This window comes from Halopenitus persicus (assembly GCF_002355635.1).
Lineage (GTDB): Archaea > Halobacteriota > Halobacteria > Halobacteriales > Haloferacaceae > Halopenitus > Halopenitus persicus_A.
The window spans coordinates 2915055-2940743 of the sequence record NZ_AP017558.1 but is presented as its reverse complement, the minus strand read 5'-3'; the positions used below and the strand labels follow the sequence as shown (position 1 = coordinate 2940743).

The window sequence follows — 25689 nt, the reverse complement described above, 5'->3', positions numbered from 1 at the left end:
CGCGACCCTTGGTCGAAGGGACGTCATCGATCCGTCGAGCCGCGAGTCCGCCTCCGCAAACTGACGATAGTACGGAACGGTGGAGTCACCATCTCTACTGTGTGGCTTATATACACACTCGTCTCCAATGGGTGTGTTGAACACCTGTATACGGGTCATAGCAACCGCTTTTTGATGGACAACCGACATCCCATTCGATGTCTCTCAGTCGACGGTCGTACATCGGTACTGCATCCGCAGCCCTCGCCGGCCTCGCCGGCTGTATCTCCGGAAGCTCCGACAGTCCGGATGGATCCAACGGATCCGGGAGTTCGGACGCTTTCACGGTCGGATACGGAGACTTCGAGACGGAGATCACTGCCAGTGAATTCCCGGACATGTTGTATTTCTACTGTGTCCAGTCGGGGTGGATGAACTGGCCGACGGTGATGGAGAACTTCGAGGGGAACTACGGCGTCGCGGTTCACGACGACGACCGCTCGTCGGGGGAGGCGCTACAGCATATGCGCTCCCACTCCGGGGACATGACGCACTCCGGTTTCAACGGTGGATACACGTATGGGATCACGGCTCGCAATGATGGCTTCACGCAGGCATACAAACCGAAGGGGTGGGAGAAAGTTCCGGACTCGCTGAAGACGGATGACGGCCACGTCACCGCGACCCGGCGCGTGACGACTGCGGTCACCTATCGCAAGGACATCTACGACGAGCGTGGCCTCGACGCCCCCGAAACGTGGGAGGACCTCCTGCAGCCCGAGATCACACAGGATCTCGCGCTGCAGACGCCGCAGGCAGCGGTCGGGCTCGCCGCCGCACTCTCGGTCAACAACGCTCGCGGCGGCTCGATGGACGACCTCCAGCCCGTCATCGACTACTACACCGAGATACAGGACGGCGGCGCGGAGTTCACCGACAACTTCCTCGCGCAGTTCTCGAGCGGCGAGTACTCGACGTTTATCCGGTACGACTACTCGGGGCTCGATCTCAAGTACAACAACGACGAGATCGCCGAGGAGGACGTCGGCGTCGCACTCCTCGGGGGCGAAAACGGCAACCAGGGCGCGTTGAATATGCCGTACGGCTATGCACTGCTGGAAGACGCCCCCAATCCCGAGGCGGGCAAGCTGTTCATGGACTACGTCCTCTCGCTGGAAGGACAACAGCACTTCCTTGATGCGTACGTCCGCCCGATCCGCTCCTCGGAGATGGAGTTACCCGACGAGTTCATCGACGGCGCCGAGTACGATCGGACGGAGTTCCAGGTCGACTATAATCGATTGGTCGAGGAGCAGGACGCCATCATCCAGGAGATAACCCGCGGCGCGAACCTCTAATGGGAGCACCCAGCAGTCGGACGAGCGAGGCGGGGTCACGCCTTCGCGCCGGGACCGACGCGGTGGTCGAGCTGGGTGACTCGATCGTTGATCCGACGACCGAGCGCGACCGGGAGCGTCGCCGGATCGCTGCGCTGTGTGCCCCCTTTGCCGCCCTGCTCGCCGTCGCAGGGGCATATCCGCTCGTCGAGGTCGTTCGCATCAGCGTCTCCACCGAACAGTACCGTTCAGTTGGCTTCTCACTGCAGGCCTACGAGGCGCTCGCGAGCGATCCCTTCTACTGGCAGGTCGCGGTCAACTCCCTCTGGCTTGCGGGCGGGACGACCCTCGCGTCCGTCGGTCTCGCGATCCCGATCGCACATGCGCTCGAGAAGTATGATCTTCCAGCTAAGGGACTACTTATCACATTGGTCTCATTCCCGATCAGCCTCCCAGGTATCGTCGCGGCGTTTATGATACTCGTCCTGTTCGGGAACAACGGGGTGGTGACGAACGTTCTCGCGATCGTTACCGGGCAGGAGGCGATCGGGCTTGCCATCGCGGTCAGCGTGCCGGGGCTGTTCATCGCCTTCTGTTACTCGATGATCCCACGCGCGACGCTCATCCTTCGTGGCACCTACGCCGAGGTGGACGTTGCAGCCGAAGAGGCCGCCCAGTCGCTGGGTGCGAGCCCGTGGCAGACGTTTCGACACGTCACCTTCCCACAGATCAGGCCCGGGATCATCGGGGCGCTCATCCTCACCTTTCGAACCGGGCTGGCGATCTTCGGGACCCTCGTCGTCATTCAGACCGTCCTGGTCTGGACGCTCCAGATCTCCCGGGAACTGGCGACCGGGTACGACATCCAGATCGCCGGCGCGATGGCGACCGTATACTTCCTGTTCACGTTCGCGTTCACGGCGTTGGGGCTTCGGTACACCAGTGCGGAGGTGGGATTGTGAGGATCGCTCCGTCGCGACGGTTCGGACGGGGAGCGGTGACGACGACGCTCCTGCTCGTCGTCGCCTTCCTGATCGTTCCCGTGTTCCTCACGTTCGTCGGCTCATTTGCCGGGGAATGGAGCGGCGTGTTCCCGTCGGATTTCGTCACGCTGCGGAACTGGCGGGAAGTGCTCGGGCTCGCGGAGACGATCGGCTCCCAGCGGAGTATGGGGTGGGAGCCGCTCCTGTCGATCGGCGGTTACACGCTTGCGGTTCCCTCCGAGCTACTGTTCAGCGTCGGGCTCGCGCTCGGCGGCGTGTTCATCAACCTCATCGTCGGCATACCGATCGCCTACGCGGTCGCTCGCTACGACTTTTGGGGTTCCGAGTGGGTAAACGCGATTTCGGTTCTCCCGCTCGTCCCGGGAGTCATCCTCGGAGTGGCGTTCCTGCGAGCCTATCCAACCCTCTCGGGGACGAGCTTCGGCCTGATCGTGGGCTACTCGCTATTGAAGGCGCCGTTTATGGTGATGGCCGTTCTGAGCGAGTTCGAATCGATGCCCCTACAGCGGCTTGAGGAGTCCGCACGGTCTCTCGGTGCCTCGTGGTTCCGGACGTTTCTCACGATCATCGTCCCGAACGCACGGTCCGGGATCGTCTCCGGAGCGATCATCTGTTGGACGCTTGCCGCCGCCGAGTTCAACTTCTCGTATATCGTCTGGGCGAAAGGAACCCAGCCGCTCGCGCTGTTCCTCCAGCGGCACATCTCGAACAGCTCGTTCACGAAGGCGGCCGCCGCGGTGTCGATGTTCTTCTGCATAATCGTCGCGATCACCGTCCTGCTCCAGCAGGTCGGTTCACACGGGTTCGACACGAGAAGCTAACTATGGCACGCGTCACACTCGATTCGATACGGAAACGGTACGATGAGACGACCGCCGTCGACGACGTCTCGCTCACCGTCGCTGATGGCGAGATCGTCGGCGTCCTCGGCCCCTCGGGCTGTGGGAAGACGACTACGCTCCGCACCGTCGCGGGCTTTGAAACGCCGACGTCGGGGACCGTCGCATTCGACGATCGCGACGTGACCCACGCGCCGCCGGAGAACCGTAACGTTGGGCTGGTCTTTCAGGAGTACGCGCTGTTCGACAACATGACGGTCCGTGAAAACGTCGCGTTCGGGCCGAAAATGCGCGGGATCGGGAAAGCCGAACGCAACGAGCGGGCGATGGAACTGCTCGATATGCTCGGCATCGGCGGGATGGCGGACCGGGATCCAACGACGCTTTCGGGCGGCCAGCAACAGCGCGTCGGTCTCGCACGGGCGCTGGCCATCGAGCCGGCGATCCTCTGCCTCGACGAGCCGATGACCGGTCTCGACGCACGACTCAAATCCCGGCTCCGCGATGAGGTCGGCGAGCTCCTGTCGGATCTCGACGTGACCGGCCTGTACGTCACGCACGATCAGGAGGAGGCGATGCTGATGTGTGACCGGATCGCCGTGATGAACGACGGGCGGGTCGAACAGATTGGGACGCCCCGGGAGATATACGACTCCCCGGCGACCGACTTCGTCTCGGAGTTCGTCACGCTGGATGCCCCCGAACTGCCCTTCGTCCGATGGTAGCCGCCGGTGACCCGTCGACGACGGTTCGCCTGTTCGCTCATCGGGGGTTCGCGGGAGTCGTCCCCGAAAACACGCTTGCGGCGGCACGCCGCGCCGGCGGTCTCGGCGCCGACACGATCGAGTTCGACGTGGTCGCAACCGCGGATGGGACGCCGGTTGTGTTCCACGACCGGCGTCTCGATGCCGACGGGGCGAGCCGCGGTATCACCGACGCAAGCGGTGCCGTCGCCGGCCGCTCGACGGAAACGGTCACCGACACGTCCGTGCTTGGCACGTCCTACCACATCCCGACGCTGTCGGCGTTCGTCGAGGCGGTTCCCGATACGGTATCTCTCAACGTCGAACTCAAACGCCCGGGAACCGGCGGAACGACGGAGGTGGGTCCTGACGGAGGATTCACACGAGAGCAGTGGGTCCCGTTCGTCGAACGGGTCCTGGACGCCGTCGATCGTGAGCCGAACAGCGTCCTGTACTCGTCGTTCTCGCAGTCCGCGCTGGAGGTGGTCCGTGCGATCTCGCCGAACGCTCGCATCGCTCCCATCGCGTATACGCTCGAGACGGCGACGACGATCGCCGACGCGCTCGATGCCGAGGCCGTCCACCCGGCGATCGACGGGCTGCCAGCGGAGTCGGTACGGCTGGACGACTACGCCGTGAACGCCTGGACCGCACGGACGTGGACGGACGTCGACGACGCATTGCGGTTCGGCGTCGATGGCGTGATCGCCGACTATCCGAACCTTCTGTCGACGCTCAGGAAGTGGCATTCCGACGGATCGGAGTGACCCACCGAGGCAGGCGATGACCCGGCGAGTGGTACCCCACCTCGCGACCGAACGAAGGCTCGATCCGGCCGATCACGTCGTGAACAGTTCCGTTTCCTCCGGAACCGCGAACAGTCCCATTCGGACGCCGGCGTCGAGCCAGCCATAGCCGTACGAGAAGGACGCCAGCGCGTTGACCGGGTCGTCGTCGGCACGGAAATGCCGGCCGTCACGGAGATACGATTCGGCCATCTCGCGGCAGTCCGCCGCCGCCTCGCCAAGCGGCGACCCGGCGGGAGCGACCGTCTCCGCCGCCGCCAGCGCGTCCGCGAGCATCCGCTCGTAGCGATCCGTCTTCTCCTCGAGGTCGGCCGTCATGTCCACCGATCGATGGCCGGCCCACAAAGGGCTGCCGTCCGGTCGCGTCAGCCGTCGTCGGAGACGACCACGTCGTCGACGGCGACCGCGTCGCCCCGCCGGGAGCGAACCGTGAGGGCGGCGACCGTCTCGATCGAGGAGTGGAACGACTGCGTCATCCGAATGAATTCGCTGTCCCCGACGTCGGCGAGGGCGGCGTCGAAGCGTTCGGCCGCGAAATCGACGCCCTCGAAGGTCAGCTTGTACCACCGCCCCGGCTGCACCGTTCCCGACAACAGATCGCTTGCGGTTCCGGAGTCCGAGCTGGAGTCGGAGTCGGAATCGGGGTTTACCACCACCTCAAGCCCGTTGGTCGCGGTTTGCACCTCCGCGCCGAAGCCGAGGGTGCCGGCGGCGTCACGAAACTCGAACCGGACGCTCGTCACCTCGGTCGGGACCCGCCACCACAGCGAGTAGCGGTCGACCGTCGTCTCCGGGATCGGGAGCTCGACCTCGGTGGTCTCGGCGGGCAGGCGGACCGCCCCCGCCCCGCGCGCCGCGTCGTCGATCGCCTCGATCGCGTCCGCGTCGCCGCTCCAGTCACCCGGCCCGTCGTCGAAGTCCGCGGTGAACTCGCGTTTGGGGTCCGAGGGGGTGTCGACCGCTGCCGCCGGCGTGTCGCTTCGGTCGGCGGTCCCCTCGGACGGCTCCTCGCCGGGCCCAACGCCGGCCTCCTCGCCGAGCCGCTCGAGCGCCGTACAGCCGGCCAGCCCGACGGACGCGGCCGTCGATCCGGCGAGGAGCAGTCGTCGTCGCGTGGGTCGTGACGGATCCGTCATTCGTGGCTCCCGGCTATCGGGCGCCGCGCAGGCGAGCGCCGATCAGGAGGAACGCCAGCAGCGCGGTCACGACCGAGAAGCCCGGTATCGAGCCGGACGTCTCGTTCCCGTCGCCGTTCGAGCCCGATCCGCCCGCGTCGTCGGTCGTCGATCCGCCGCTCGAATCGGAGGTGTCCCCGGCGTCGTCATCGGTCGTCGAGCTCTCGTCGCCGGTATCGCTTCCACCGTCGTCCGAACCGGCGTCGAACGAGCCCGGCGTCTCCGCGGTCACCTGCGTCGACGATCCGTCTGCGTCGTCGGTCGAACCGTCGTCCGATCCGCTCGTGGACGCCCCGCTGCTGGACACGGTGATCGTCTCCTCGTGTTGGTCGCCCTGTGAATCGGTGACGATGACCCGAACGATCGTTTCGCCGTCCGCGGCCGCCAGCTGGTGGTCGAGATCGACGCGGCTCGTCGTCTCGTCGCCGCCGTACACGCGCGCGATGTCGATGATCTCCTCCGTCTCGGGGTCCACCGACTCGATCGTCACGCTATCGATCTCCCCGCGGTCGACGCGCCCGACCACGGAGACCTGCCCGTTCTCGACGGTCGTCCGCTCCTGGTCGAAGGTGACGTCCGGATCGATGTCGCGGTCGTACACGATGGTGTAGTCGCGTTCGATCGTGTTCCCCGCGATGTCGGTCGCCGTGATGGTGATGTCGTTTTCACCCTCGTTGAGCGAGACGACCCGGTTGATCTCCGTGGAGAGCCGGTCGCGGTTCGGCTCGGCGTGCGTCGACTGGAGCACCTGCGTCGTCGACCCGGTCGGCCCCTCGAGCTCGACGCTGTTGATCTTCACGTTGTCGGAGACGGTCCCCTGCACGCGAACCTCGTCGGTTCCCGTTCGTTCCGGAACGGAGAGATCCATCGTCGGCTGCTCGGTGTCGTCGACGTAGAGGACGAACTCGTGAACGCGCGTGTTCCCGGCCTCATCGACGTAGCTCGCACGGATCCGGTTCTCCCCGTCACCGAGGAAGACCTCCTGGGAGAAGGATCCGCCGGGGTCGGTGATCTGGTAGGATTCGCGGCTCGTCTCGCCCTGTCCCGCGAACGTGTAGTCGTATCGGCGCTGGATCTCGATCGTCTCCACGCCGAACTCGTCGACGATGTCGGCCGCGAGCGTTACCCGCGCGTCACCGACCGTCGTGCTGTCCGGCGGGGGAGACAGGTCCGGCGTCGAGAACGGCGACGTGTACTGCAGGTACGGACTGGTGCTGTCCTTGTAGACCGTCGCCTCGTAGGTACTCGTCCCGCCGGCGCTGGCGACTATCTGCAGAGTGTTCTCGCCGTCGTCCATCTCCAGCTCCAGCGTCCGCGAGAACGACTCGGTCCCCGGCTCGAAGCTCCTCCCGTCGATGTTTCCGTTGACGCGGACTTCCACGAGGTCGATCGCCGTGTCAGCCTCGATCGAGACGTCGACCGTCGGATGACCGTCAACGCGGACGGTGTCGCCCGCCGCCAGTTCCGTTCCGTCAATGCTGACGGAGGTGTTCTGGACGTCCCCAACGACCACCCCAGCCATACCCACGATTGCTATCACGAGGACGATCCCCCAGATCGCCCCACGAACCGAACGTCGTGTCATACGACGATATGACACGGTAGATCACTTAACGGTTCGTGGTCGCGGAACCGACGTATCCGCATTGATATCGGAGCGTCGGACCGGCTTCGACGGGCGATCAGCAGACCGGCTTGGGGTCGACGCCGAGCGACTCGAGGGTCTCGACGTGCTCCTCGTAGGCGACGCGGACGACCGCTGCGGCCGCCTCGGTCGCGACTTCCCAGTCCGACTCGTCCTCACAGACCGTCTCGAGCAGCTCGAGCGCGCGCTCGCGCTGGTCGTCGAGATCGCCGCGGAGATCGCGGAAGACGCCGGCCGTTTGGGGGTCGGCGTCGCCGACGAAGTAGCCGACGTACTGTGACTTCGACTCGTCGGCGACGAGGATCCGGCCGAGCAACGCGCCCGCGCGCTCGACCGTTTCCTCGACCGACCGGAGGTGGGTCGGGATCGCGAGATCGTCGGTGTCCGTCCCGTCTGCACTCGCGTCGACGTCCTCGTCGAGTTCCTCGCGAACGCGCTCGGCGTGCGCCCGCTCGTCCGCCGCAACCGACTCGAAGGCCTCGCGGGCATCCGCATCGGGCTCGTCGTCGGCCCACGCGGCGAACGTCTCGGCCGCGGCTCGCTCCGCGACTTCGGCCGCCCGGAGGACGCGGTCGGCCTCGAGCTCGCCCTCGGTGGCGGCGTACAGCGCCTTCGAGGAGCCGAGCCTGGAGAGTTCGGTCGCGAGGTCGGACTGGACGGTCTCGAGCACGTCGTCGGGAGTCATACGAAAAACACGGTCCGGGAGCGACTTAACGTGTATCGTTGTCGGGCTCGTTCTCCCGTCGGTTTCGGCCCGGCGACGCGCTCACTCGCCGTCGCCGGTCTCGATCGGCGCGTCGACGAGGTTGCCCCACTCGGTCCAGGAGCCGTCGTAGTTGACGGTGTCGTCGTAGCCGAGCAGCTCGTGGAGCGCGAACCAGGCGACCGAGGAGCGCTCGCCGATGCGGCAGTAGGCGATCGTCGTCTCGTCGCCGTCGATGTCCTCGGCGGCGTACAGCTCCTCGAGCTCCCCGCGAGTCTTGAACGTCCCGTCGTCGTTCGTCACGGCCGCCCACGAGATGTTCTTCGCGCCGGGGACGTGGCCGCCGCGCTGGGCGGTCTCCTGGAGTCCCGGGGGCGCGAGGATCTCGCCGCGGTACTCCTCGGGCGAGCGGACGTCGACCAGCGGGATCCCGCGGTCGATCGCCTTTTCGACGTCGTCGCGGTACGCGCGGATCGTCTCGTAGGGACCGCCGGCCTCGTAGTCCGTCCCCGGATGCGAGGGAACCTCGTCGGTGGTCGGATAGTCGTTCTCGATCCAGTACTCCCGGCCGCCGTCGAGCAGCTTGACGTCGTCGTGGCCCCAGTACTTGAACTGCCAGTAGGCGTAGGCGGCGAACCAGTTCGAGTTGTCGCCGTAGAGCACGACCGTGGAGTCGTCGCTGATCCCGTGGTCGCCCAACAGCGCCTCGAAGTCCTCCCGCTCGAGGATGTCACGCTGCGTCTGGTCCTGGAGCTGGCTCTCCCAGTTGAAGCCGATCGCTCCGGGCGCGTGCGCCTCGTCGTAGGCCTCGGTGTCGACGTCGACCTCGACGAGTCGCAGGGCGGAGTCGTCGCTCTCGAACTCGTCCAGCCGGGCCTCCACCCAGTCGGCGGAGACGAGCACGTCGTTCGCGTAATCGGAATCTCCCATAGCGTCCGTTCATAGGGTCGCTTCCTATAAGGAACCCAACGCCACGGACATACCCGCCTCTCGTTCGTATCGGTGGCAACAATTACCTCTTCATCGTCGTCGTCGACCGCGATACCCGCTTTGAATCCGGAATATCCCGAATTTCCAAGCGGTCGTTGCCGATAGTCGGAATCGACGGCGGCATCACGACGAGCCCGCGGAGTCAACTATCCGGAGCGAAAAGGGACGATGATGACCGAGACAACCGGCCCGGGTGACGACCGCGATCCGGCCGAGATCGTCGTCCCGATCGCGTGGCTCGCCGACCGGCTCGAGGACCCGACGGTCCACGTCGTCGACGTTCGCGACGCCTGGGAGTACGACGCGATGGGCCACGTGCCCGGCGCGGTGAACGTTCCCTTCGACACGTTTCGGGATCGGGAGGGGCCGGACGCCGGCACGCTGCCCGGCGCGGCGGCGTTCGCGGACCTTCTCGGCGAGCTCGGAGTCGACCGGTTCGACACGATCGTCGCCTACGACGACACGAACGGCGTCTTCGCGGCCCGATTCCTGGTGACCGCGCTCGTCTACGGGTTCGCGGACGTCCACCTGCTCGACGGCGACTTCAGCGCCTGGAAACGAGCCGACTCGGCGCCGGCGGATCCGGTCGAGAACGAGCCGGTCGCGGCCGACCCGGTGACGGTCGAACCGATGCGCGTCGAGGGTCCCGACTCGCCGATAATTGGCTACGACGACGTCGTTTCGCTCCTCGAGTCGTCCGCGGATGACGTCGTCTTCGTCGACACCCGGGACGCCGACGAGTACGCGGCGGGCCACCTCCCGGGCGCCGTCAGATTCGACTGGACGGAGGCGGTCGACCCCGACACGCGCGGGTTCCGACCGAAATCCGAGCTCCGCGATCGCTTCACGGAGCGCGGGATCACGCTGGACCGGCCGGTCGTGCTCTACTGCAACACCGCCCGGCGGCTCTCACACACCTACGTCGCGCTCCGGTGGATCGGCTTCGAGGACGTCCACATCTACGAGGGAAGTCTGACCGACTGGCGGGACCGGGGCGGCGGACTCGTCACGAACGCGGAGCAGCAGTGACCGGCGATCACGGTGCGCACAGCGCGATCACGACGCTCACAGCGCAATTATGACGCCCACAGCGCAACCTACATACGCCCCGATCGACTACGATCGTGTATGAGCGAGGACGTAGTCGACCACCGACGGCTCATCATCGCCGGGACCGGGATCGCCGGTCTCACAGCCGGAATCTACGCCGCGCGGGCGAACAACGACCCCCTCATCCTCGAGGGCGACGAGCCGGGCGGACAGCTCACGCTGACGACCGACGTGGAGAACTATCCGGGTTTCCCGGAGGGCATCTCCGGGCCCGACCTGATCAACAACATGAAAGAACAGGCCCGGAAGTTCGGCGCCGAGACGAAGAACGGCGTCGTCGAGTCGGTCACTGATTCGGACCGGCCCTTCCGCGTGACGCTGACGAACGGCGACGTCTACACCTGCGACGCGTTCATCGCCGCGTCGGGCGCGTCCGCCCGCACGCTCGGCATCCCCGGCGAGGACGAGCTGATGGGCTACGGCCTCTCGACGTGTGCCACCTGCGACGGCGCCTTCTTCCGCGGGGAGGACATGCTCGTGGTCGGCGGCGGCGACGCCGCGATGGAGGAGGCGAACTTCCTGACGAAGTTCGCCGACACCGTCTACATCGCCCACCGGCGCGAGGAGTTCCGCGCCGAGGACGTCTGGATCGACCGCGTGATGGAGAAGGTCGATGACGGCGAGATCGAGATCCTCCGGAACACCGAGGTCACCGAGCTCCACGGCACGCCCGAAGAGGGCATCGACCACGTTACCCTGGTCGAACATCCCGACGGCCACCCCACGGAGAAGCTCGCGGACCCCGCGACCGCCGACGATGTCGTGGAGTACGACTTCGACGTCGGCGCCGTGTTCTTCGCCATCGGCCACACCCCCAATACCGACTACCTCGAGGACACCGGCGTCGAACTGGACGACGCGGGCTACCTCAAAACCGCCGGCGGCGATGGCGGCGGCCAGACCGAAACCGGCGTCGAGGGGCTGTTCGGTGCCGGCGACGTCGTCGACTTCCACTACCAGCAGGCGGTCACCGCGGCCGGAATGGGCAGCAAGGCGGCCATCGACGCCGACGAGTACCTGACGGAGCTCGAGCGCGCCGGCGAGCTCACGGACGTGGAGACGGCGGACGCCGAAGCCGCAACGGCGGACGACTGAGGCTGTCGCCGTTCCCGAGGACCGACCCTTCTACTCGCCGTCGATCGCCGATAGCGCCGCGGCCGTCGCCTTCTCGCCGAGTCGTTCACGAACCCGGTGGCTCGACTCGGCGTCGACGCGTACCTCGATCAGGGTGCTTCCGTCTCTCGCCAGCGACTCCCGGTACGCCGCCGCGAGGTCCTCGCTCACGCGCGCGCCGTGGCGGGCGTCCACCGACACGTGCCGCAGCCCGTACTGCTCGGCGAGCGTTTCGAAGTCGATCCCGTGCGGGGTTTTAAACCACTCCGTGAACTCGGGGTCGTACTCCTCGATCGGCAGCTCGTGGAAGATCCCGCCGCCGTCGTTGTTGACCGCGACGATCGTCGCGTCGACGTCACACCGGTCGAGCGCGAGGAGCCCGTTCGAGTCGTGGTAGAGGGCGAGGTCGCCGACGAGGAGCGTGAGGTCGTCGGCCGTCGCCGACCCGGCGCCGAGCGCGCTCGAGACGATCCCGTCGATCCCGGAGACGCCGCGGTTTCCGCAGACGGTGAGGCTCGTGGTCCCCGGACGGCCGAACCGGTCGAGATCCCGAACCGGCATCGAGTTGGAGACGAACAGCGTTGCGGGATCGGGAAGCTCCGGGAGCAGCGTTTCGACGACCCGTCCCTCGTGGAACGCGTCCGCAGCCGACAGGGCCGAGAACGCCGCTTCGTCGGCACGCTGCCACTGATCGGCGAACGTGCCGCCGTCGGGATCGCCGGTTCCGCCGCGATCACCGGACCCGTCGAGGGTGCTCGACCCGCCGGCCAGTCCGCCACGGCCGGACGCGCCGGCGAGACGCGAGAGGTCGCCGCAGAGTCGGTTCGGCTCGGCGACGACGAGGTCGGTGGCCGCGAACTCGGCCTCCCGCCAGCGGCCGGCCGGGTCGACGACGTACTGGTCGGCGTCCGTGGCGGCGAGGTACTTCCGCAGCGACTTCGAGGTCGGGGACGCGCCGAGCCGGAGGACCACCTCGGGATCGGGCCAGGCGGGCGTGGAGTCTCCCGCGAACTCCGCCGAGAGGTACGCGTCGTAGCCGCCGATCACGGGCGCGACCCGGGTGTGGCCGCCGAACCGGAGCCCCGACAGGGGGTCCGCGATGATCGGGTGGCCGGTGGCGTGTGACAGCGCCGTGACCGCCTCGGCGTCGTGTCCGGGCGGGTCGGCCGGACCGGCGACGATCAGGCCGCGGTCGGCCGCGAGCGCGCCGGCGAGCGCGCGCAAATCGCGGTCGTCGAGCCGGGCCGACCCCCCAGTCGTCGCAACGTAGGGCCCGTCACGTCCGTCCTCCGCGGCCGGGTCGAGGTCCCCCGGCACGTCGCCCGAAACCGGGGTCGGCTCGAGGGGCTTCGCGAACGGGACGTTGAGGTGGACCGGACCGGGATCAGTTCCCTCCGCGGCCGCGATCGCCCGGGCGACGGTGGTTCGCACCGAGGCGAGCGCCCGATCGGCCCCGGCGGGTTCCGGGAGGTCCTTGTAATACCGGACGGCGTCGCCGTAGAGCTTCTCCTGGTCGGCGGTCTGGTTGGCTCCGGAGTCGCGCAGCTCCGGCGGGCGGTCGGCGGTGAGCGCCAGCAGCGGGACGCGGCCCCGGTCGGCCTCCATCACCGCCGGGTGGTAGTTCGCGGCGGCGGTTCCGGAGGTACACACCAGCGGCGTCACCTCGCCGGTGCGGCGCGCGCGGCCGAGCGCGAAGAAGGCGGCGGAGCGCTCGTCGAGCTGGGAGAAGACGTGGACGTCCTCGTGGCGGGCGAGGGCCATCGTCAGCGGCGTGGAGCGACTGCCGGGGGAGACGACGGCCGCCGAGACGCCGGCGCTCGCCAGCTCGTCGACGATCGCCGTCGCCCACAGCGTGTTCCGGTTCAGCGCGGTCATACCGCCCGGTTCGGCCCGGACCGATTATAAACCGGCGAAAGCGGCCGGCCCGGTGTAGTGCCGGCTCGTCGCCGAGCCGCATTCGACCGTTTCTGCAAGCCTTATGCCCGCCGACGGCCTCGGATCGGGTATGAGCGAGGACGACGCCGAAGCGATCGAGTTCGAGGACGGACGTCCCGATGCCGACACCGACGCCAGTGCCGACGCCGGTGCGGATGCCGCCACCAGTGCCGGCGCCGATGCCGACGACGAACCGACGCTCGCCGACCGCGTCGCCGACCTCGACGACGAGGACGCGGCGGAGATCGCCGAGGCCGTCGCGGAGCTCGAGGACCGCGTCGCCGACCTCGAGGCCGAGACCGAGGCGCAGGCCGCCGAGATCGCGGACCTCACCGACCGGCTCAAGCGCAAGCAGGCCGACTTTCAGAACTACAAGCAGCGCGCGAAGCGGAAACAGGAGTCCATCAAGGAGCGCGCCGCCGAGGACCTGATCGAGCGGATCCTGCCCGTTCGGGACAACCTCCAGCGCGCGCTCGAGCAGGAGGAGGGCGCGGACATCCGGCCGGGCGTCGAGTCCACCCTCGAGGAGTTCGACCGGGTGCTCGACGACGAGAACGTCGAGCCCATCGAGCCGGATCCGGGCACCGAGGTGGACCCGACCCGCCATCAGGTGATGCTCCGGGTCGACAGCGACCAGCCCGCCGGCACGATCGCCGAGGTCTTCCAGCCCGGCTACGAGCTCGGCGAGTCGGTGATCCGCGAGGCGCAGGTCACCGTCAGCGCCGACGAATAGGTCGCGCCGAGACGCTCAGTCGCCGCCGGCGCCGGATCCCGCGTCGGCGATCGGTTCGGGACCGTTTTCGGAGCCGTAGGCCGTTGCGAGTCCGTCGAGCGCCTCGTGGTGCTCGGAGGCGTGCGGCACCGACAGCGGCGAGACCGAGACGTGCCCCTCGACGATCGCGCGGCGGTCGGTCCCCTCCGGGTCGGGGACGTCCCCGGTTCGCATTCGGTCCCAGATCCGATCGTGGAGCGTGATGTCGCCGGTCTCGGCGTCCCACTCGGCGTCCATCTCGTAGAGCGTCGAGGGTTCGGTGACGGCGATGGCGGCGCGCTCGGTCGGCGGCGGTCCGGACTCGCCGTCGGCCATCGGGGCGTTCACGTTGAGGTAGTCGGCGTGATCGAAGACCCCCGCGTCGATCGCGTTGTCGACGAGGTATCGCGTCACGTGGGCGGCGTGGGTGAAGTGCTCCGGGTCGGGCTCGAGCTCCCACCAGTCGTCGCCGCCCGGCACGTACATCGAGGTCGCGATCGCGGGGACCTCGAAGAAGGCGGCCTCCACGGCGGCCGAGACGGTCCCGGACCGGCCGAGGACGTACTCGCCGAGGTTCGCGCCCTTGTTGCAGCCGGAGACGACCGCGTCGGCGTCGTGGACGAGCTCGCCGAGGCCGGCGACGACGCAGTCGGCCGGCGTGCCCTCGACGGCGTAGCCGAGCTCGTGGTCGTGGACGACCACGTCCTGGGAGATCGAGCGGCCGACCGCGCTCTGGTCGGCGGCGGGGGCCACGGCGACGACGTCGTACGCCGGCTCGAGGGCCTCATACAGCGCGCGAAATCCGACGGTGTCGATCCCGTCGTCGTTCGTGAGAAGGATGCGGTCGACGCTCATACCGAGTGCAGGGTCGGGTACTTAAAAAGCGCTCCGGCACCGTGCCGGATCGAAGCCGGGAGGATTGGAGGGGACCTAGGCGTTGTTCGGCGCGGTTCGCGAGGCGAGCTGTGCCGAGGAGTCGCCGTTGGCGGACTCCCAGTTCACGGAGACGGTCTCCTCGGACCAGTCTTGGCTGGTAGTCACGAACGTCTCCGAGGTTCCGGCGGTGATCGTCCCCGTCCAGCTCCCGTCGCTGATTGTTGCGCCTCCTCCACCGGCAGCAGAGACGGTAACGGTATCGCTGTCTGCGTCGATCGTGTCACCGCCGGCATGGCTGATCGTCACGCCGTCCGAGTCGTTGAAGTCCATATTGAAGCTCGCGGTCGGCTGGTTGTTCTGCAGGTCGTCGCCCATTCCCAGGACGAACGTGCCGATGACCGCCGCCAGGATCACCGTGATCGCCACCATCAGAATTACGCCGATAACGGGGCTTACGGCTCGATCCTCCGTAAACAGAGTCTTGAGTGTTTCTAGGTTCATGGTTTGGAAGCAGTCCTGGGACGTTCGGACCATATTGCTTGGCCCCTCCTCCCAGCGGCTGACAGGTGAATGTACCCATCGAAGGTATATAAACCAATGCTTCAAAATATCATATCTGATACGGCATATGGGTTCCCCTATCCCCGATATTCGAGTGTTGAGATGTCATACCACTCTCGGTTGATTCCCGGTCCCAACCACCCGTTATCCGTACGGTTCGGATGGTGCGGAACCGATGTGGTGATGCAACAGTGACACAATACCATGTGGGTGAATCCCATAAAGTTGATAATCGTTCGCACGTGATCGACGACCCATGTCAGATAGGTCTCCCTCCCCGAACTCGCAGCGGTGGCTTCCCGTCATCGCCCTCCTCGCGGTACTGATCATTGGATACGCGGTGGTCATCGCCGGACAGATCCTGTTGGGGCTGCTCCCGGTTCTCGGGCTCGTTTTCCTGTATTTCCTGTGGCGATTCGTCGTCGCGGTCGAGAGGATCGCGGACGCGCACCAACGGCTCGCCGCGCATCGAGAGCGACAGGAGTGACGACAGCAACGCCTCCGAGTTACGGAGTGTCGCAACAGACGCGGCTTCGTCGTTTCTTTAAAAGTAATTTCACGGCGAACGACGGCTACTTAAAAAGAACCGGCGCGACAGCGCTTACGGCGTTGGCGCCGTCTGCGAGCCGAGCGTCGCGGAGGAGCTGCCGTCGGCGGATTGCCAGTTCACTGTGACCGTCTCGCCGTTCCAGTCATTGCCGGACGTGAGTGAAACGCTCTTCGACGTTCCCGCGGAGATCTCTTGATTCCATGATACGGGTTCACCATCGAGATCACTGGATCCTCCGGACGTCGTGATCGTAACCGAGTCACTCGTTCCGTCGATCGTGTCTCCGCCGGCGTGGCTGATCGTAACCGATCCCGTGTTTCCAGCTTCGAAGTCGAAGTTGAAGCTCGCGGTGGGCTGGGTGTTCTGGAGGTCGTCGCCCATTCCCAGCACGAACGTCCCGATGACGGCGGCGAGAATGACGGTGATCGCCACCATCAGGATCACGCCGATCACCGGCGAGACGGCGCTGTCGTCGTCGAGGAATCGTTTAACGTTCATTTTAATTATGCGGTGTTAGGGGCCTGTTGTGAGCCGAGCTGTGCGGAGGAGCTGCCGTCGGCGGACTCCCAGTTCACACTGACCGTTTGGCCGGACCACGCGCCACCATCGGCAGAAACGATGTTGACCGAATCCCCGGCTGAGATAGCCGAGTCCCATTCACCTGCCGGATCGGTAATACCGCTGTCGGCGTGGTCGAGATCAAGCCCAGAGCCGGTCGCAGCAATCGTCACGGTGTCTTCCCCCGAAATCGTGTCGCCGCCGGCGTGGCTGACTGTCGCGTTGCCGTTCGCCTCGAAGTCCATCGTAAAGCTGGCGGTCGGCTGATTGTTCTGCAGGTCGTCGCCCATCCCCAGGACGAACGTGCCGATGACCGCCGCCAGGATCACCGTGATAGCCACCATCAGGATCACACCGATCACCGGTGAAACCGCTCGATCCTCCGTAAACAGGGTCTTGAGTGATTGTGAGTTCATCGTTGTGTACCTTGGCCGGAGCGTGACGCGATCGGTCCCCACCCGGCAACTGACGTTTGAACGAAATCCGTGCTACTATATAAATCGTGGCTTCACATTATCGAAATTGATAACGAATTGGGATGAACGCGGTCGGTCGATATCGGTCGATCACCTCGCCGACCGTGGGTCGGATTCGGCACGAAGAAGGGTGCGTCCGATCCGTCAGCCGTCGCCGGGCGTTCGCCGCGCTACTCCTCGACGAGCGAGCCGAAGATCTCGTCCGCGTCGGCCGGCACGTCGAAGTCGTGGTAGTGTTCGCCCTGCTCCTCGCTGAGGATGTTGAGCGCGGCGGCCGCGCCGTCGCCGGCGGAGATGACCGCCTGCCACTCCTCGGCGCGGACCATCGCGCCGGTCGCGTAGGCGTTCTCGACGGAGGTCTCCATCGTCACGTCCACGTCGACGACGTCGCCGTCGAACTCACAGCCGAGCGACTCGGCCAGGTCGCGGTTCGCGCCGGTCGCCAGCACCACGTAGTCGGCCTCGTGGTCCTCCTCACCGGCGGTGACGACGAAGCCGTCGCCGTCTCCCGAGACGCCCGTCACCTCGGTTCCCTGGTGGCGCTCGACGCCGAAGTCGGCGGCCTGATCGCGGAGCGTCTCGATGTAGACCGACCCGTCGATCGAGCCGATCCCGGGATAGTTGAAGAGGTGTGCCTTGTGCATCCAGGTCCCGTCGGTGTCGAAGACGGCGGCCTCGAGTCCGTTCTTCGCGGCGAACAGCGCCGCGGTCAGTCCGGCCGGTCCGCCACCGATAACGAGTACGTCTGCCATCGCCGATCGTTGGGAACGACGGGCCATAAAGCCACGCGAACCGGAACGACCGGCTGGGAGATCCGACTGGCTGAAGCGTCGTCCCGGTCGGTCGTCGGCTCAGTCGGTCGTCGGTTCCACGTCGGTCGCCGAGTCGATGTCGGTCGCCGCGTCGCCGCCGACGTCCCGGTCGGTGAGCGTGCCGTCCCGCCAGGTGTCACGGCGGAACCAGAGGTACGCGATGATCCCGCCGACGACGTTCGAGACGGCGAAGGAGGCCCAGATCCCGGCGGAACCGACCACCGTCGCGCCGATCCACGCGACCGGCAGCCGGACGAACCCGAGGGTCACCACGGACACTACCGCCGCGATGAGCGTCTTGCCGGCGCCGCGGAACCCGCCCGTGTAGGCTCGCATCACGCCGATGAACCCGAAGGTGAGCGCGGCGTACCGGAGGAACGACGCGCTCTCGGCGATGACGGCGGGGTCGTTCGTGAAGATCGCGGCGATCGGCCGGGCCGCGAACAGGGTGATCACGCCGACGCCGGTCAGGATGTACAGCATCGCCCGCGCGCCGAAGTGGTTCGTCGCCGCCGCTCGGTCCGGCTTGTCCGCCCCGATGTTCTGTCCGGTCATCGTCTCGATGCCCTGTGAGACCGCGAGCGCCGGCAGGAACACGACCGAGAAGATCCGCGTTCCGATGCCGTACGCCGCCACGATCGTCTCGGGGAACGCAGCGATGACGAACAGCAGCAGGTTGATCGACAGCGCCCGCGAAGTCCCCTCGACGGAGGCCGGAAGGCCGATGTCGAACACCTTGCGCGCGAACGCACGGTCGGGAACCATCTGTCCGAGCCGGATCCGTACGCCGCGAGTCCCGCCGAACATGATGACCAACCCGACCACCAGCGCGAGCGCACGCGAGAACACCGTCGCGATCGCGGCCCCCTCGATCCCGGAGCCGGTGTACCCGGTGGCCGCGAACAGCCACGCCTGGATCCCGTCGGCGCCGAGCGCCTCGAACAGCGGGTTCCCGGTGAATCCGAAGATGAGGATCGGGTCGAGCACGACGTTGAGGACGACCGATCCGGCCATCACGTACATCGGCGTCACGGTGTCGCCGTAGCCGCGCATCAGCGCGATGAAGACCGCGAAGCCGAAGACGAAGACGAGCCCGGCGGAGAAGACGCGCATGTACGACTCCACGAGCGGGGCGATCGCGTCGCTCGCGCCCAACAACACGAGGAACTCGTCGACGAACAGGACCCCGACGGCACCGAGGATCACCGACGCGATCACGGCGTAGCTCATCGTCTGTGAGGCCGCGTACTCGGCCCGATCGGTCCGACCCGCACCGACGTGTTGGGCGACCAGCACGCTCCCGGCCACCGAGACCCCGAGCGCCAGCGAGATGAGCAGGAAGACCATCGGGAACGCGAAACTGATCGCCGCGAGCGCGGTCGTGTCGAACTGCCCGAGCCAGAAGGTATCCGCCAGGTTGTAGGCGGTCTGGAAGAGGTTCATCACCACGATCGGCAGCGAGAGGTAGAACAGCGGCCACCCGATCCCGCCGGCGGTGAGGTCCAGATCGTCGGGGCCTTTGAACAGAGAATCGATGGTCGACCGGATCCCCATCAGCGCCACCCCGCGGACCGTGCCCCGTTTCGTCGAGGGGGTCGGAAATTCGGCCGACTCCTCGTCGTGCGCTCCGTCGATCGTTCGGTGATGGCGTGTCGTATCGTCCCTGTGAACATCGTCACCTCGGTCCCTCCGACTCCGCGATCGGCGTCGGGCCGTCCGATATCCGCCGACTTCCGACCAGCCGTGAATCCGAACCACACCGAACCACGACGGTCGGCGATCTGGAAGGAGGGATCTCGCGAGTACTATCGTATTTACTGACTGGTCAGTCAAAAGGGTTGTGAAACGGTCACCGTGACGAACGCCGCTGCTCGACCATCACACGAACGTCGGCCATACCGGCGTGTTCAGGCGGACCACAGCCGAGGAGCAGGCGACGGGGGTCGACGAAGCGGCCGACCCTGACTAACGGCTCGGTTACGTTTTCGGGAGTGGTCACAACAGTTATGAATACGGAACGAGCGAATTGAGGTATGGCGGAGCCGCCGGATCGACGGACCTCGGAGATCGACGAGGCGATCATGCGCGCCACCTACCGCGCCCTCCACGAGCACGGCTACGCGGGGCTCACGATGCAGCGGATCGCCGACGAGTACGGCAAATCGACGGCCGCGATCCACTACCACTACGATACCAAGGAGGACCTGCTGGCTGCGTTTCTGGATTTCCTGCTCGAGCGCTTCCGCGAGGCGGTTCACGAGGTCGAGACGACCGATCCGGAACGGCGGCTGCGGCTCCTCCTCGACCAGTTGATCGTCGAACCCGGTGACCACCACGGACTCCTGGTCGCGATGCTCGAGATGCGGAGCCAGGCGCCGTACAACGAGACGTTTCGCGAGCGGTTCCAACAGAACGACGAGTACATCCGTTACCTGCTCGAGACGGTGATCAGCCGCGGCATCGAGGAGCGCGTCTTCAGGGACGTCGACCCGGAACACACCGCACGCACCCTGTTGACCGTGGTCGACGGCGCCCGAACGCGCGCGGTCGTGCTCGACGAGCGGACCGCCCTCGAGACCGCGCGACGGGCCGTCGAGGAGTACGTTGACACGGTGGTTCGAAAATGACTAACCGGTTAATCAGAACCGAACGACACGGAGTCGGCGACCGATCGATCGGCATCCACGTTCGGCGTCGACGGTATCGAAAGTATAAAGACCGCAACTAACCGTCTAGTTACCATCGTGGGGGCGCCGGGACGTGCGTCGGTCGGGGTTACAACCGACCCGGTCCCGAGCTCCCGCCGCCACTCGACGGCCCGGATCGAGTATCACACCACCGCCAGCCGAGTATGGGATCGAACACATCGCCATCCAACGTCGTGCTCATCACGGTCGACTCGCTGCGTGCCGACGCGATCGGCCCCTACGACGCGAGCCGCCACACGCCGGTGATGGAGACGCTCGCCGATGACGGGACGGTCTTCGATCGAGCGTTCGCCACCGGCAACTGGACGCCCTTCTCGTTCCCCTCGATCCTCGCCTCCAGACCCGTCTTCGCCGACACCGGACGCATCGGCGTCTCGGGAGTCCCGACGCTCGCCGGAGTCCTCTCGGACGCCGACGTCGCGACCGGCGGATTCAACGCCGCGAACGGCTTTCTCACCTCCCACTGGGACTACGACCACGGGTTCGACGCGTTCGAGCCCTTCGTCGCCAGCGTCGGTTCGAGCATCTACAGCCGGTACCTGGCGACCCATCCCACCGTCGAGGCCTGGATCCAGCTCGCGACCGCGCCGGTCAGGCGGCTCGGATCGTGGGTCCGCGGCGATACGGACGACCGGCCGTTCCTCGATACCTCCCGGATGTTCGACGTCGAGCACGCCGCCACCGAGTTCATCGAGGACACGGACGCGCCCTTCTTCCTGTGGATCCACTACATGGACACGCACACGCCGTACGTCCCGGCGCCGCGGTACATTCGCGAGGTCTCCGACGGGCTCGTCGGCACCCACCGGATGATCCACGCACACACGCGGACCGGGCTCGGCTGGGAGGTCGGCGACCGGACCCTGCGGGAGCTCCGAACCCTCTATCAGGCCGCGGTCCGGCAGGTCGACGCGAGCATCGGCCGCCTGCTCGAGACGCTTTCCGGGGCCGGGGTCGCCGACGAGACGGCGATCGTCCTCGCGGGCGACCACGGCGAGGAGTTCCAGGAACACGGCCATCTCGCCCACTACCCGAAGCTCTACGACGAGCTCATTCACGTTCCCCTCATCGTCAACGCGCCCGGCGCCTCGGGCCGGCGGATCGAGGGTCAGGTCGGGCTCGACGCGATACCGCCGACGGTGGCCGACCTCTTCGGCGTCGATGCACCGTCGGAGTGGACCGGCGAGTCGCTGGTCGGGTCGGTCCGGGACGGCGAGGAACCGGCAGCCGAGCCGGTCGTCTCGGTGACCGTCCGGGGAGAGGAGGTGACCGCCCAACCCATTCCGCGGTCGCTGTCCGACGGCGACCTGCTCGTCAGCGTCCGCGACCGCGACCGGACCTACATCGAGAACGTGGATACCGGAACGGTCGAGCTCTACGCCCGCCGGACCGACCCGACCCAGCAGACGGACCTGTCCGCCGACCCGAGCGCGGCTGACCGTGAGGCGATGGACCGATTCGCGACGATCGTCGCCGACCACGCGGCGATGCTTCGGAAACGCGACGCGGCGCGGTCCGCCGACGAGACGGACGGGGACGGAGACGAGGACGTCGACGAGGACCTCGAGGCACGCCTCTCGGCGCTCGGCTACCGGTAGATGATCCGGTCGTTCATCCGAAACCTCCACAGCGGCCCGGTCGCGCTCCAGTTGCGCCGGTTCGTCATCGTCGGGGCCGTGGCCGCGGGCATCCAGATGGTACTGCTGTGGGCGTTCGTGGATCTTGCGGGCCTGTATTACCTGCTCGGAGCGACGATCGCCATCGAGATCACGATCGTTCTCCAGTACGGGGTCAACAACGCCTGGACCTTCGAGGCGGCAAGCAACACCGGCACCGCCGAGTTCCTCTCCGGGCTGGTGAAGACGAACGTCGTCCGCGGGTCGGCGATCCCGATCCAGCTGGGCGTCCTGTTCGGGTTCGTCGAGTGGGCCGGAATCCCGTATCTGGTCGCCAACGCGATCGCGATCGGCATCAGCGGGATCTACCGGTTCGTGCTCGACGCCAAGTGGACCTGGGGGCAGTGACGCGCGTCCGCGATCCCGGTTGATGACGTGCGTCCGCGATCACGGGTCCGTGCGTCCCGACCGAGACCGCCTCCTCGACACGGACCCCGGTCGTCCCAACACGGAAGGTTCAATTCGGTGACGCTCGTCCCCTCGGTATGGTGGACCTCCCTGCCCTTCTCGCCGTCTCGCCACCCACGCTGGTCTCGCTGTCCTCGCTGCCGCTCGCCGAGAGCGCCGAGGCGCTCGTCGAGTCGGCGACCGGATGGCCCGGGTTGGGGATCGTCTTCGTCTACTCGTTTCTGATCGCGTTCGTTCTGCCTGGCCCGAGCGAGGTGGTGCTCGTTGCACCGATCGACCTCGGTGGGCCGGCCTGGGGGAACCTCGCCGGCATCATGCTCGTCAGCGCGGTCGGCAAGGCCGCCGGCAGCGTCTTCGCGTTCCATCTCGGACAGGAGGTCAAGCAGTCGGGACCGATCGTGCGCTGGCTGCGACGGTCCCGCTGGGACGTTCTCGCATGGTCGGAGAAACGCTCGGTGCAGCTCGCAAAGCGGTACGGCTACGGTGGCCTGGCGCTCGCGTTGTCGGTTCCCTTCTTCCCGGACACGATCTCGATCTACGCCTTCGCGGTGCTGGAGGAGGATTACGTCAAGTTCGCGATCGCGACGTTCCTCGGCAGCCTCGGCCGACTGCTGGTCACGATCGGGCTCTTCAGCGGCGCCGCGGCGGTCCTCTAGCCGACCCGTTCTCCAGAGCCGCGTCCCGAGTCAGCAAGTTTCGAGTCGGTCAGTTCCGGCTCGGTCAGTTCCGGCTCGGTCAGTTCCGGCTCGGTCAGTTCCGGCTCGGTCAGTTCCGGCTCGGTCAGTTCCGGCTCGGTCACTTCCCGAGTCGGATCGTCGGTTCGGCGCCCTCGCTGGTGGTGATGATCCCGTCGAAGAGCTGCTTGAGCGTGTTCATCGTCTGGTCGTCGTGTGCGGTGGAGTCGATACAGAAGAGGCCGAACCCGCCGACGCTTTGGACGCGGCCGGTAAAGACGTGGAGGAACCGGAAGACGGTCTGTAACTCGGCGTACATCAACAGCGTCGACAGCGAGTGGACCATGATGCGGTTGCGCTCGATCCCGCGCGTGCCGTAGAACTCCTCCAGGAACTCCGAGAGCTTGATCCCGATCCCGGTCATGTCGACCGGGGAGGAGGTGTATTTGATCCGATCGTCGTCCCGGGCGTCGCCGACCCCCTGCTGACGGGTCACGCAGTCGACGACCGCCACCGGTCGGTCCGCGTAGTCGACGCGCTCGCCGAACGACTCGAGAACGCGGTCACCGTTGTCCTTCGTGGTGACGATGATCGCCGCGTCTCCCTCCTCGACGCCGTCGGCGAGAACGTCGAGCGCGAGGCTCCGCTTGCCGGTCAACGCCGGTCCGCTGAGCAGAAGGTTCGTTCCCGGGTCGACCGCCGTCTCGAAATGGGGGCGGAGGTCATACATCTGTGGTCCTCATCGGTCCCGCACCAACCAGCAACGATCGATCGACCGACTGATCGACCGTCCTGCCGGGTATCATCGGGTGTCACAACGATGTGCGGTGCGGATATTATTCTTTTTGATTATCGTATGTCGGCGGCGATTCGGTCAAGACCTCGCCGAAGGGCGGCGGTCCACACTTCCGATCGGAGCACCGTCGGTCGAACTCACCCGACAGGAGCCGCACGCCCGACGATGAACGCGACGACGGCGAGCAGCATTCCGACCTTTATCCGGCGTTGGGCGGTACCCGGATCACGGAACGCCTGGACGGCGCTGACGAGCATAAGCGCGTCCGCGGGAACGATGAGAACCAGATACGCCGTTCCGAAGCTTCCCCACAGGTATGGCCCGGTGCTGGCGAGAACCGCGGCGACGAGGAGCGCGACCCCGATCCGCAGCGAGCGTCGCTCCCCGATCGCGATCGGGAGCGTGTTGAGGCCCTCCTCACGGTCGCCGGCGACGTCCTCGACGTCCTTGACGATCTCCCGGGTAACCGTCGCGACCGCCGCAAGCGCGAACAGGACGCCCGCACCGAGGGGACGGCCGACCGCCGCGCCGCCGAAGAGGAACGTCGATCCGGTCAGAAACCCGACGACGACGTTTCCGACTCCCGGTAGTCCCTTGAACAGCTCCGTGTAGGCCACGAGCAGGATGAGGTTGAACACGGCCAACGCGATCGCTGCGAGCGGGAGCGCCAGTGCCGCGACGACGGCCCCCGCGAACAGCAGCAGGCTGAACGCCAGCGCCCCCCGCGGGGAGATCGCGCCCCGCGGGATCGGTCGGTCCGGGCGATTCACGCGGTCGATCTCCCGGTCGAAGTAGTCGTTCACCGCGTTTCCGGCGCCCGTCGCCAGCACGGTCGCCACGACCGCCGCCAGAACCACGCCCGCGTCGGCACCCCGAACCGCCCCGCCGGCGACGTAGGCACCGGTACCCGTCAACACCCCCGCTGAGATGGCGTTCAACGGCCGCGTGAGTTCGATCGCCCCCCGGACGCGCCGACGCATCGACATACCCGCACCTTCCGCGAGTGGTCAAAAAACGTGGCGGTTCGATCGGCGAGGCGGCGCTCCGAATCGCGAGACTTAAAGGGAGGACTCGACAACCGATAAGCGAGGGCGCTTAGCTCAGTTTGGACAGAGTGCTTGGCTTCGGACCAAGTTGTCGGGGGTTCAAATCCTCCAGCGCCCATACCCTCGAAATTTACTCCGAAGCCACCCGAGGGCGTCGGGATGCCGGTGATCTCGGCGGGTCTCTGGGTGTGCATTCCAACGTCCGGGCTGACGCGGCACCATCCCGTCCGGCGGTTGGAGGAGCCAACACGCGGATGGATAATAAATGCCGGCCGGCGAACCAGAACGGTATTGGTTCCTCGGCAAGAGGCGCCTGATGCAGGGCGGTTAGCCTAGCCCGGACAAGGCATCTGCCTTCGGAGCAGAAAACCGGGGGTTCGAATCCCTCACCGCCCGTTCCACTTCTCGCGGAGCCGTC

The 25689-nt window shown here is 66.6% G+C and carries 28 protein-coding genes and 2 tRNA genes; 15 read left to right on the top strand and 15 right to left on the bottom strand.

The annotated features are described in order from the left end of the window. The first annotated feature begins 197 nt into the window (after window positions 1–197). From CPZ00_RS14360 to CPZ00_RS14340, 5 genes are read left to right on the top strand one after another with little or no spacing between them, the layout of a single operon-like run. Window positions 198–1337, top strand: a complete 1140-nt coding sequence (locus tag CPZ00_RS14360) for an extracellular solute-binding protein (RefSeq protein WP_096391508.1) — start codon at window positions 198–200, stop codon at window positions 1335–1337. Continuing rightward, a complete protein-coding gene (locus CPZ00_RS14355) occupies window positions 1337–2278 on the top strand; it encodes an ABC transporter permease (protein WP_096391507.1) in 942 nt (313 codons plus the stop codon). Before CPZ00_RS14360 ends, CPZ00_RS14355 begins: the two co-directional genes overlap by 1 nt. After that, window positions 2275–3141: an ABC transporter permease gene (locus CPZ00_RS14350; RefSeq protein WP_096391506.1), complete on the top strand. Its 867-nt coding sequence runs from the start codon at window positions 2275–2277 to the stop codon at window positions 3139–3141. Before CPZ00_RS14355 ends, CPZ00_RS14350 begins: the two co-directional genes overlap by 4 nt. 2 nt (window positions 3142–3143) lie before the next feature. Next, window positions 3144–3884: an ABC transporter ATP-binding protein gene (locus tag CPZ00_RS14345; RefSeq protein ID WP_096391505.1), complete on the top strand. Its 741-nt coding sequence runs from the start codon at window positions 3144–3146 to the stop codon at window positions 3882–3884. Continuing rightward, window positions 3878–4669, top strand: coding sequence for a glycerophosphodiester phosphodiesterase (locus CPZ00_RS14340; RefSeq protein ID WP_096391504.1), 792 nt, complete (start codon window positions 3878–3880; stop codon window positions 4667–4669). Before CPZ00_RS14345 ends, CPZ00_RS14340 begins: the two co-directional genes overlap by 7 nt. A gap of 72 nt (window positions 4670–4741) precedes the next feature. On the opposite strand, the gene CPZ00_RS14335 is transcribed toward CPZ00_RS14340, so the two are convergent. From CPZ00_RS14335 to CPZ00_RS14315, 5 genes are all read right to left on the bottom strand, one after another. After that, entirely contained in the window at window positions 4742–5026 is a 285-nt protein-coding gene (locus tag CPZ00_RS14335) for a DUF357 domain-containing protein (protein ID WP_096391503.1), read from the bottom strand. A gap of 47 nt (window positions 5027–5073) precedes the next feature. Continuing rightward, a complete protein-coding gene (locus CPZ00_RS14330; protein ID WP_096391502.1) occupies window positions 5074–5844 on the bottom strand; it encodes a hypothetical protein in 771 nt (256 codons plus the stop codon). 13 nt (window positions 5845–5857) lie between these two features. Continuing rightward, window positions 5858–7468, bottom strand: a complete 1611-nt coding sequence (locus tag CPZ00_RS14325; protein ID WP_157744273.1) for a hypothetical protein — start codon at window positions 7466–7468, stop codon at window positions 5858–5860. A 97-nt stretch (window positions 7469–7565) separates the two neighbouring features. After that, the gene (locus CPZ00_RS14320) at window positions 7566–8213 is read right to left on the bottom strand and encodes a rubrerythrin family protein (RefSeq protein WP_096391500.1); all 648 of its coding nucleotides are present in this window, start codon (window positions 8211–8213) and stop codon (window positions 7566–7568) included. A gap of 81 nt (window positions 8214–8294) precedes the next feature. Further along, complete coding sequence (locus tag CPZ00_RS14315) at window positions 8295–9161, bottom strand: sulfurtransferase (RefSeq protein WP_096391499.1); 867 nt, start codon at window positions 9159–9161, stop codon at window positions 8295–8297. Between the two features lie 231 nt (window positions 9162–9392). Here CPZ00_RS14315 and CPZ00_RS14310 point away from each other — a divergent pair, with 231 nt between their 5' ends. Next, window positions 9393–10250: a sulfurtransferase gene (locus tag CPZ00_RS14310; protein ID WP_096391498.1), complete on the top strand. Its 858-nt coding sequence runs from the start codon at window positions 9393–9395 to the stop codon at window positions 10248–10250. Between the two features lie 99 nt (window positions 10251–10349). Further along, a complete protein-coding gene (locus CPZ00_RS14305) occupies window positions 10350–11426 on the top strand; it encodes an NAD(P)/FAD-dependent oxidoreductase (RefSeq protein WP_096391497.1) in 1077 nt (358 codons plus the stop codon). A gap of 30 nt (window positions 11427–11456) precedes the next feature. Here CPZ00_RS14305 and menD read toward each other — a convergent pair whose 3' ends face one another. After that, a complete protein-coding gene (gene menD / locus CPZ00_RS14300) occupies window positions 11457–13319 on the bottom strand; it encodes a 2-succinyl-5-enolpyruvyl-6-hydroxy-3-cyclohexene-1-carboxylic-acid synthase (protein ID WP_096391496.1) in 1863 nt (620 codons plus the stop codon). A 130-nt stretch (window positions 13320–13449) separates the two neighbouring features. Between menD and CPZ00_RS14295 the strand changes: the two genes are divergently transcribed. Beyond that, entirely contained in the window at window positions 13450–14112 is a 663-nt protein-coding gene (locus CPZ00_RS14295; protein ID WP_096391736.1) for a nucleotide exchange factor GrpE, read from the top strand. A gap of 15 nt (window positions 14113–14127) precedes the next feature. Here the strand turns inward: CPZ00_RS14295 and surE are convergent, their stop codons facing one another. Together surE and CPZ00_RS14285 are read right to left on the bottom strand one after the other, a co-directional pair. Beyond that, window positions 14128–14985 (bottom strand): 5'/3'-nucleotidase SurE, encoded by an 858-nt coding sequence (surE, locus tag CPZ00_RS14290; RefSeq protein ID WP_096391495.1) that lies wholly within the window; start codon window positions 14983–14985, stop codon window positions 14128–14130. A 75-nt stretch (window positions 14986–15060) separates the two neighbouring features. Continuing rightward, window positions 15061–15507: a type IV pilin gene (locus tag CPZ00_RS14285; protein WP_096391494.1), complete on the bottom strand. Its 447-nt coding sequence runs from the start codon at window positions 15505–15507 to the stop codon at window positions 15061–15063. Window positions 15508–15823: 316 nt separating this feature from the next. Here CPZ00_RS14285 and CPZ00_RS14280 point away from each other — a divergent pair, with 316 nt between their 5' ends. Continuing rightward, entirely contained in the window at window positions 15824–16054 is a 231-nt protein-coding gene (locus CPZ00_RS14280) for a hypothetical protein (RefSeq protein WP_096391493.1), read from the top strand. Between the two features lie 114 nt (window positions 16055–16168). On the opposite strand, the gene CPZ00_RS14275 is transcribed toward CPZ00_RS14280, so the two are convergent. The 4 genes from CPZ00_RS14275 to CPZ00_RS14260 all read right to left on the bottom strand — a co-directional run bounded on the left by CPZ00_RS14275 (window position 16169) and on the right by CPZ00_RS14260 (window position 19517). After that, a complete protein-coding gene (locus tag CPZ00_RS14275; RefSeq protein WP_096391492.1) occupies window positions 16169–16615 on the bottom strand; it encodes a type IV pilin in 447 nt (148 codons plus the stop codon). 5 nt (window positions 16616–16620) lie between these two features. Beyond that, on the bottom strand, window positions 16621–17091 hold the full coding sequence (locus CPZ00_RS14270) for a type IV pilin (protein ID WP_096391491.1): 471 nt from the start codon (window positions 17089–17091) through the stop codon (window positions 16621–16623). Between the two features lie 230 nt (window positions 17092–17321). After that, window positions 17322–17903: an NAD(P)/FAD-dependent oxidoreductase gene (locus CPZ00_RS14265; RefSeq protein ID WP_096391490.1), complete on the bottom strand. Its 582-nt coding sequence runs from the start codon at window positions 17901–17903 to the stop codon at window positions 17322–17324. A gap of 99 nt (window positions 17904–18002) precedes the next feature. Then, window positions 18003–19517 (bottom strand): MATE family efflux transporter, encoded by a 1515-nt coding sequence (locus tag CPZ00_RS14260; RefSeq protein ID WP_096391735.1) that lies wholly within the window; start codon window positions 19515–19517, stop codon window positions 18003–18005. A 479-nt stretch (window positions 19518–19996) separates the two neighbouring features. Between CPZ00_RS14260 and CPZ00_RS14255 the strand changes: the two genes are divergently transcribed. The 4 genes from CPZ00_RS14255 to CPZ00_RS14240 all read left to right on the top strand — a co-directional run bounded on the left by CPZ00_RS14255 (window position 19997) and on the right by CPZ00_RS14240 (window position 23411). After that, the gene (locus CPZ00_RS14255; RefSeq protein WP_096391489.1) at window positions 19997–20590 is read left to right on the top strand and encodes a TetR family transcriptional regulator C-terminal domain-containing protein; all 594 of its coding nucleotides are present in this window, start codon (window positions 19997–19999) and stop codon (window positions 20588–20590) included. 224 nt (window positions 20591–20814) lie between these two features. After that, entirely contained in the window at window positions 20815–22269 is a 1455-nt protein-coding gene (locus CPZ00_RS14250; protein ID WP_096391488.1) for a sulfatase, read from the top strand. Next, window positions 22270–22695: a GtrA family protein gene (locus CPZ00_RS14245; protein ID WP_096391487.1), complete on the top strand. Its 426-nt coding sequence runs from the start codon at window positions 22270–22272 to the stop codon at window positions 22693–22695. A gap of 137 nt (window positions 22696–22832) precedes the next feature. Beyond that, entirely contained in the window at window positions 22833–23411 is a 579-nt protein-coding gene (locus tag CPZ00_RS14240) for a YqaA family protein (protein WP_096391486.1), read from the top strand. Here CPZ00_RS14240 and CPZ00_RS15770 read toward each other — a convergent pair. From CPZ00_RS15770 to CPZ00_RS14225, 3 genes are all read right to left on the bottom strand, one after another. After that, entirely contained in the window at window positions 23408–23554 is a 147-nt protein-coding gene (locus CPZ00_RS15770; protein WP_157744272.1) for a hypothetical protein, read from the bottom strand. The genes CPZ00_RS14240 and CPZ00_RS15770 overlap by 4 nt on opposite strands. Beyond that, complete coding sequence (locus tag CPZ00_RS14230; protein WP_096391485.1) at window positions 23551–24159, bottom strand: RAD55 family ATPase; 609 nt, start codon at window positions 24157–24159, stop codon at window positions 23551–23553. The genes CPZ00_RS15770 and CPZ00_RS14230 overlap by 4 nt, the downstream gene beginning before the upstream one ends. A gap of 203 nt (window positions 24160–24362) precedes the next feature. Further along, window positions 24363–25211 (bottom strand): geranylgeranylglycerol-phosphate geranylgeranyltransferase, encoded by an 849-nt coding sequence (locus CPZ00_RS14225; RefSeq protein WP_096391484.1) that lies wholly within the window; start codon window positions 25209–25211, stop codon window positions 24363–24365. Window positions 25212–25314: 103 nt separating this feature from the next. On the opposite strand from CPZ00_RS14225, the gene CPZ00_RS14220 reads away from it, so the two are divergent. Both CPZ00_RS14220 and CPZ00_RS14215 read left to right on the top strand, forming a co-directional pair. Then, window positions 25315–25389: transfer RNA gene (locus CPZ00_RS14220), tRNA-Arg, on the top strand. A gap of 203 nt (window positions 25390–25592) precedes the next feature. Further along, window positions 25593–25667: transfer RNA gene (locus CPZ00_RS14215), tRNA-Arg, on the top strand. Window positions 25668–25689: the final 22 nt, after the last annotated feature.

Bases quoted from the DNA above. Each gene is read 5' to 3' on its own strand.
- CPZ00_RS14325 (WP_157744273.1), bottom strand. From the start codon at position 7,468: ATGACACGACGTTCGGTTCGTGGGGCGATCTGGGGGATCGTCCTCGTG.
- CPZ00_RS14255 (WP_096391489.1), top strand. From the start codon at position 19,997: ATGGCGGAGCCGCCGGATCGACGGACCTCGGAGATCGACGAGGCGATC.
- CPZ00_RS14225 (WP_096391484.1), bottom strand. From the start codon at position 25,211: ATGTCGATGCGTCGGCGCGTCCGGGGGGCGATCGAACTCACGCGGCCG.
- CPZ00_RS14335 (WP_096391503.1), bottom strand. From the start codon at position 5,026: ATGACGGCCGACCTCGAGGAGAAGACGGATCGCTACGAGCGGATGCTC.
- CPZ00_RS14240 (WP_096391486.1), top strand. From the start codon at position 22,833: ATGGTGGACCTCCCTGCCCTTCTCGCCGTCTCGCCACCCACGCTGGTC.
- CPZ00_RS14310 (WP_096391498.1), top strand. From the start codon at position 9,393: ATGACCGAGACAACCGGCCCGGGTGACGACCGCGATCCGGCCGAGATC.
- CPZ00_RS14340 (WP_096391504.1), top strand. From the start codon at position 3,878: ATGGTAGCCGCCGGTGACCCGTCGACGACGGTTCGCCTGTTCGCTCAT.
- CPZ00_RS14295 (WP_096391736.1), top strand. From the start codon at position 13,450: ATGAGCGAGGACGACGCCGAAGCGATCGAGTTCGAGGACGGACGTCCC.
- CPZ00_RS14305 (WP_096391497.1), top strand. From the start codon at position 10,350: ATGAGCGAGGACGTAGTCGACCACCGACGGCTCATCATCGCCGGGACC.
- CPZ00_RS14250 (WP_096391488.1), top strand. From the start codon at position 20,815: ATGGGATCGAACACATCGCCATCCAACGTCGTGCTCATCACGGTCGAC.
- surE (WP_096391495.1), bottom strand. From the start codon at position 14,985: ATGAGCGTCGACCGCATCCTTCTCACGAACGACGACGGGATCGACACC.
- CPZ00_RS14230 (WP_096391485.1), bottom strand. From the start codon at position 24,159: ATGTATGACCTCCGCCCCCATTTCGAGACGGCGGTCGACCCGGGAACG.
- CPZ00_RS14345 (WP_096391505.1), top strand. From the start codon at position 3,144: ATGGCACGCGTCACACTCGATTCGATACGGAAACGGTACGATGAGACG.
- menD (WP_096391496.1), bottom strand. From the start codon at position 13,319: ATGACCGCGCTGAACCGGAACACGCTGTGGGCGACGGCGATCGTCGAC.
- CPZ00_RS14360 (WP_096391508.1), top strand. From the start codon at position 198: ATGTCTCTCAGTCGACGGTCGTACATCGGTACTGCATCCGCAGCCCTC.
- CPZ00_RS14275 (WP_096391492.1), bottom strand. From the start codon at position 16,615: ATGAACGTTAAACGATTCCTCGACGACGACAGCGCCGTCTCGCCGGTG.
- CPZ00_RS14285 (WP_096391494.1), bottom strand. From the start codon at position 15,507: ATGAACCTAGAAACACTCAAGACTCTGTTTACGGAGGATCGAGCCGTA.
- CPZ00_RS14270 (WP_096391491.1), bottom strand. From the start codon at position 17,091: ATGAACTCACAATCACTCAAGACCCTGTTTACGGAGGATCGAGCGGTT.
- CPZ00_RS14330 (WP_096391502.1), bottom strand. From the start codon at position 5,844: ATGACGGATCCGTCACGACCCACGCGACGACGACTGCTCCTCGCCGGA.
- CPZ00_RS14320 (WP_096391500.1), bottom strand. From the start codon at position 8,213: ATGACTCCCGACGACGTGCTCGAGACCGTCCAGTCCGACCTCGCGACC.
- CPZ00_RS14280 (WP_096391493.1), top strand. From the start codon at position 15,824: ATGTCAGATAGGTCTCCCTCCCCGAACTCGCAGCGGTGGCTTCCCGTC.
- CPZ00_RS14265 (WP_096391490.1), bottom strand. From the start codon at position 17,903: ATGGCAGACGTACTCGTTATCGGTGGCGGACCGGCCGGACTGACCGCG.
- CPZ00_RS14315 (WP_096391499.1), bottom strand. From the start codon at position 9,161: ATGGGAGATTCCGATTACGCGAACGACGTGCTCGTCTCCGCCGACTGG.
- CPZ00_RS14260 (WP_096391735.1), bottom strand. From the start codon at position 19,517: ATGGGGATCCGGTCGACCATCGATTCTCTGTTCAAAGGCCCCGACGAT.
- CPZ00_RS14355 (WP_096391507.1), top strand. From the start codon at position 1,337: ATGGGAGCACCCAGCAGTCGGACGAGCGAGGCGGGGTCACGCCTTCGC.
- CPZ00_RS14245 (WP_096391487.1), top strand. From the start codon at position 22,270: ATGATCCGGTCGTTCATCCGAAACCTCCACAGCGGCCCGGTCGCGCTC.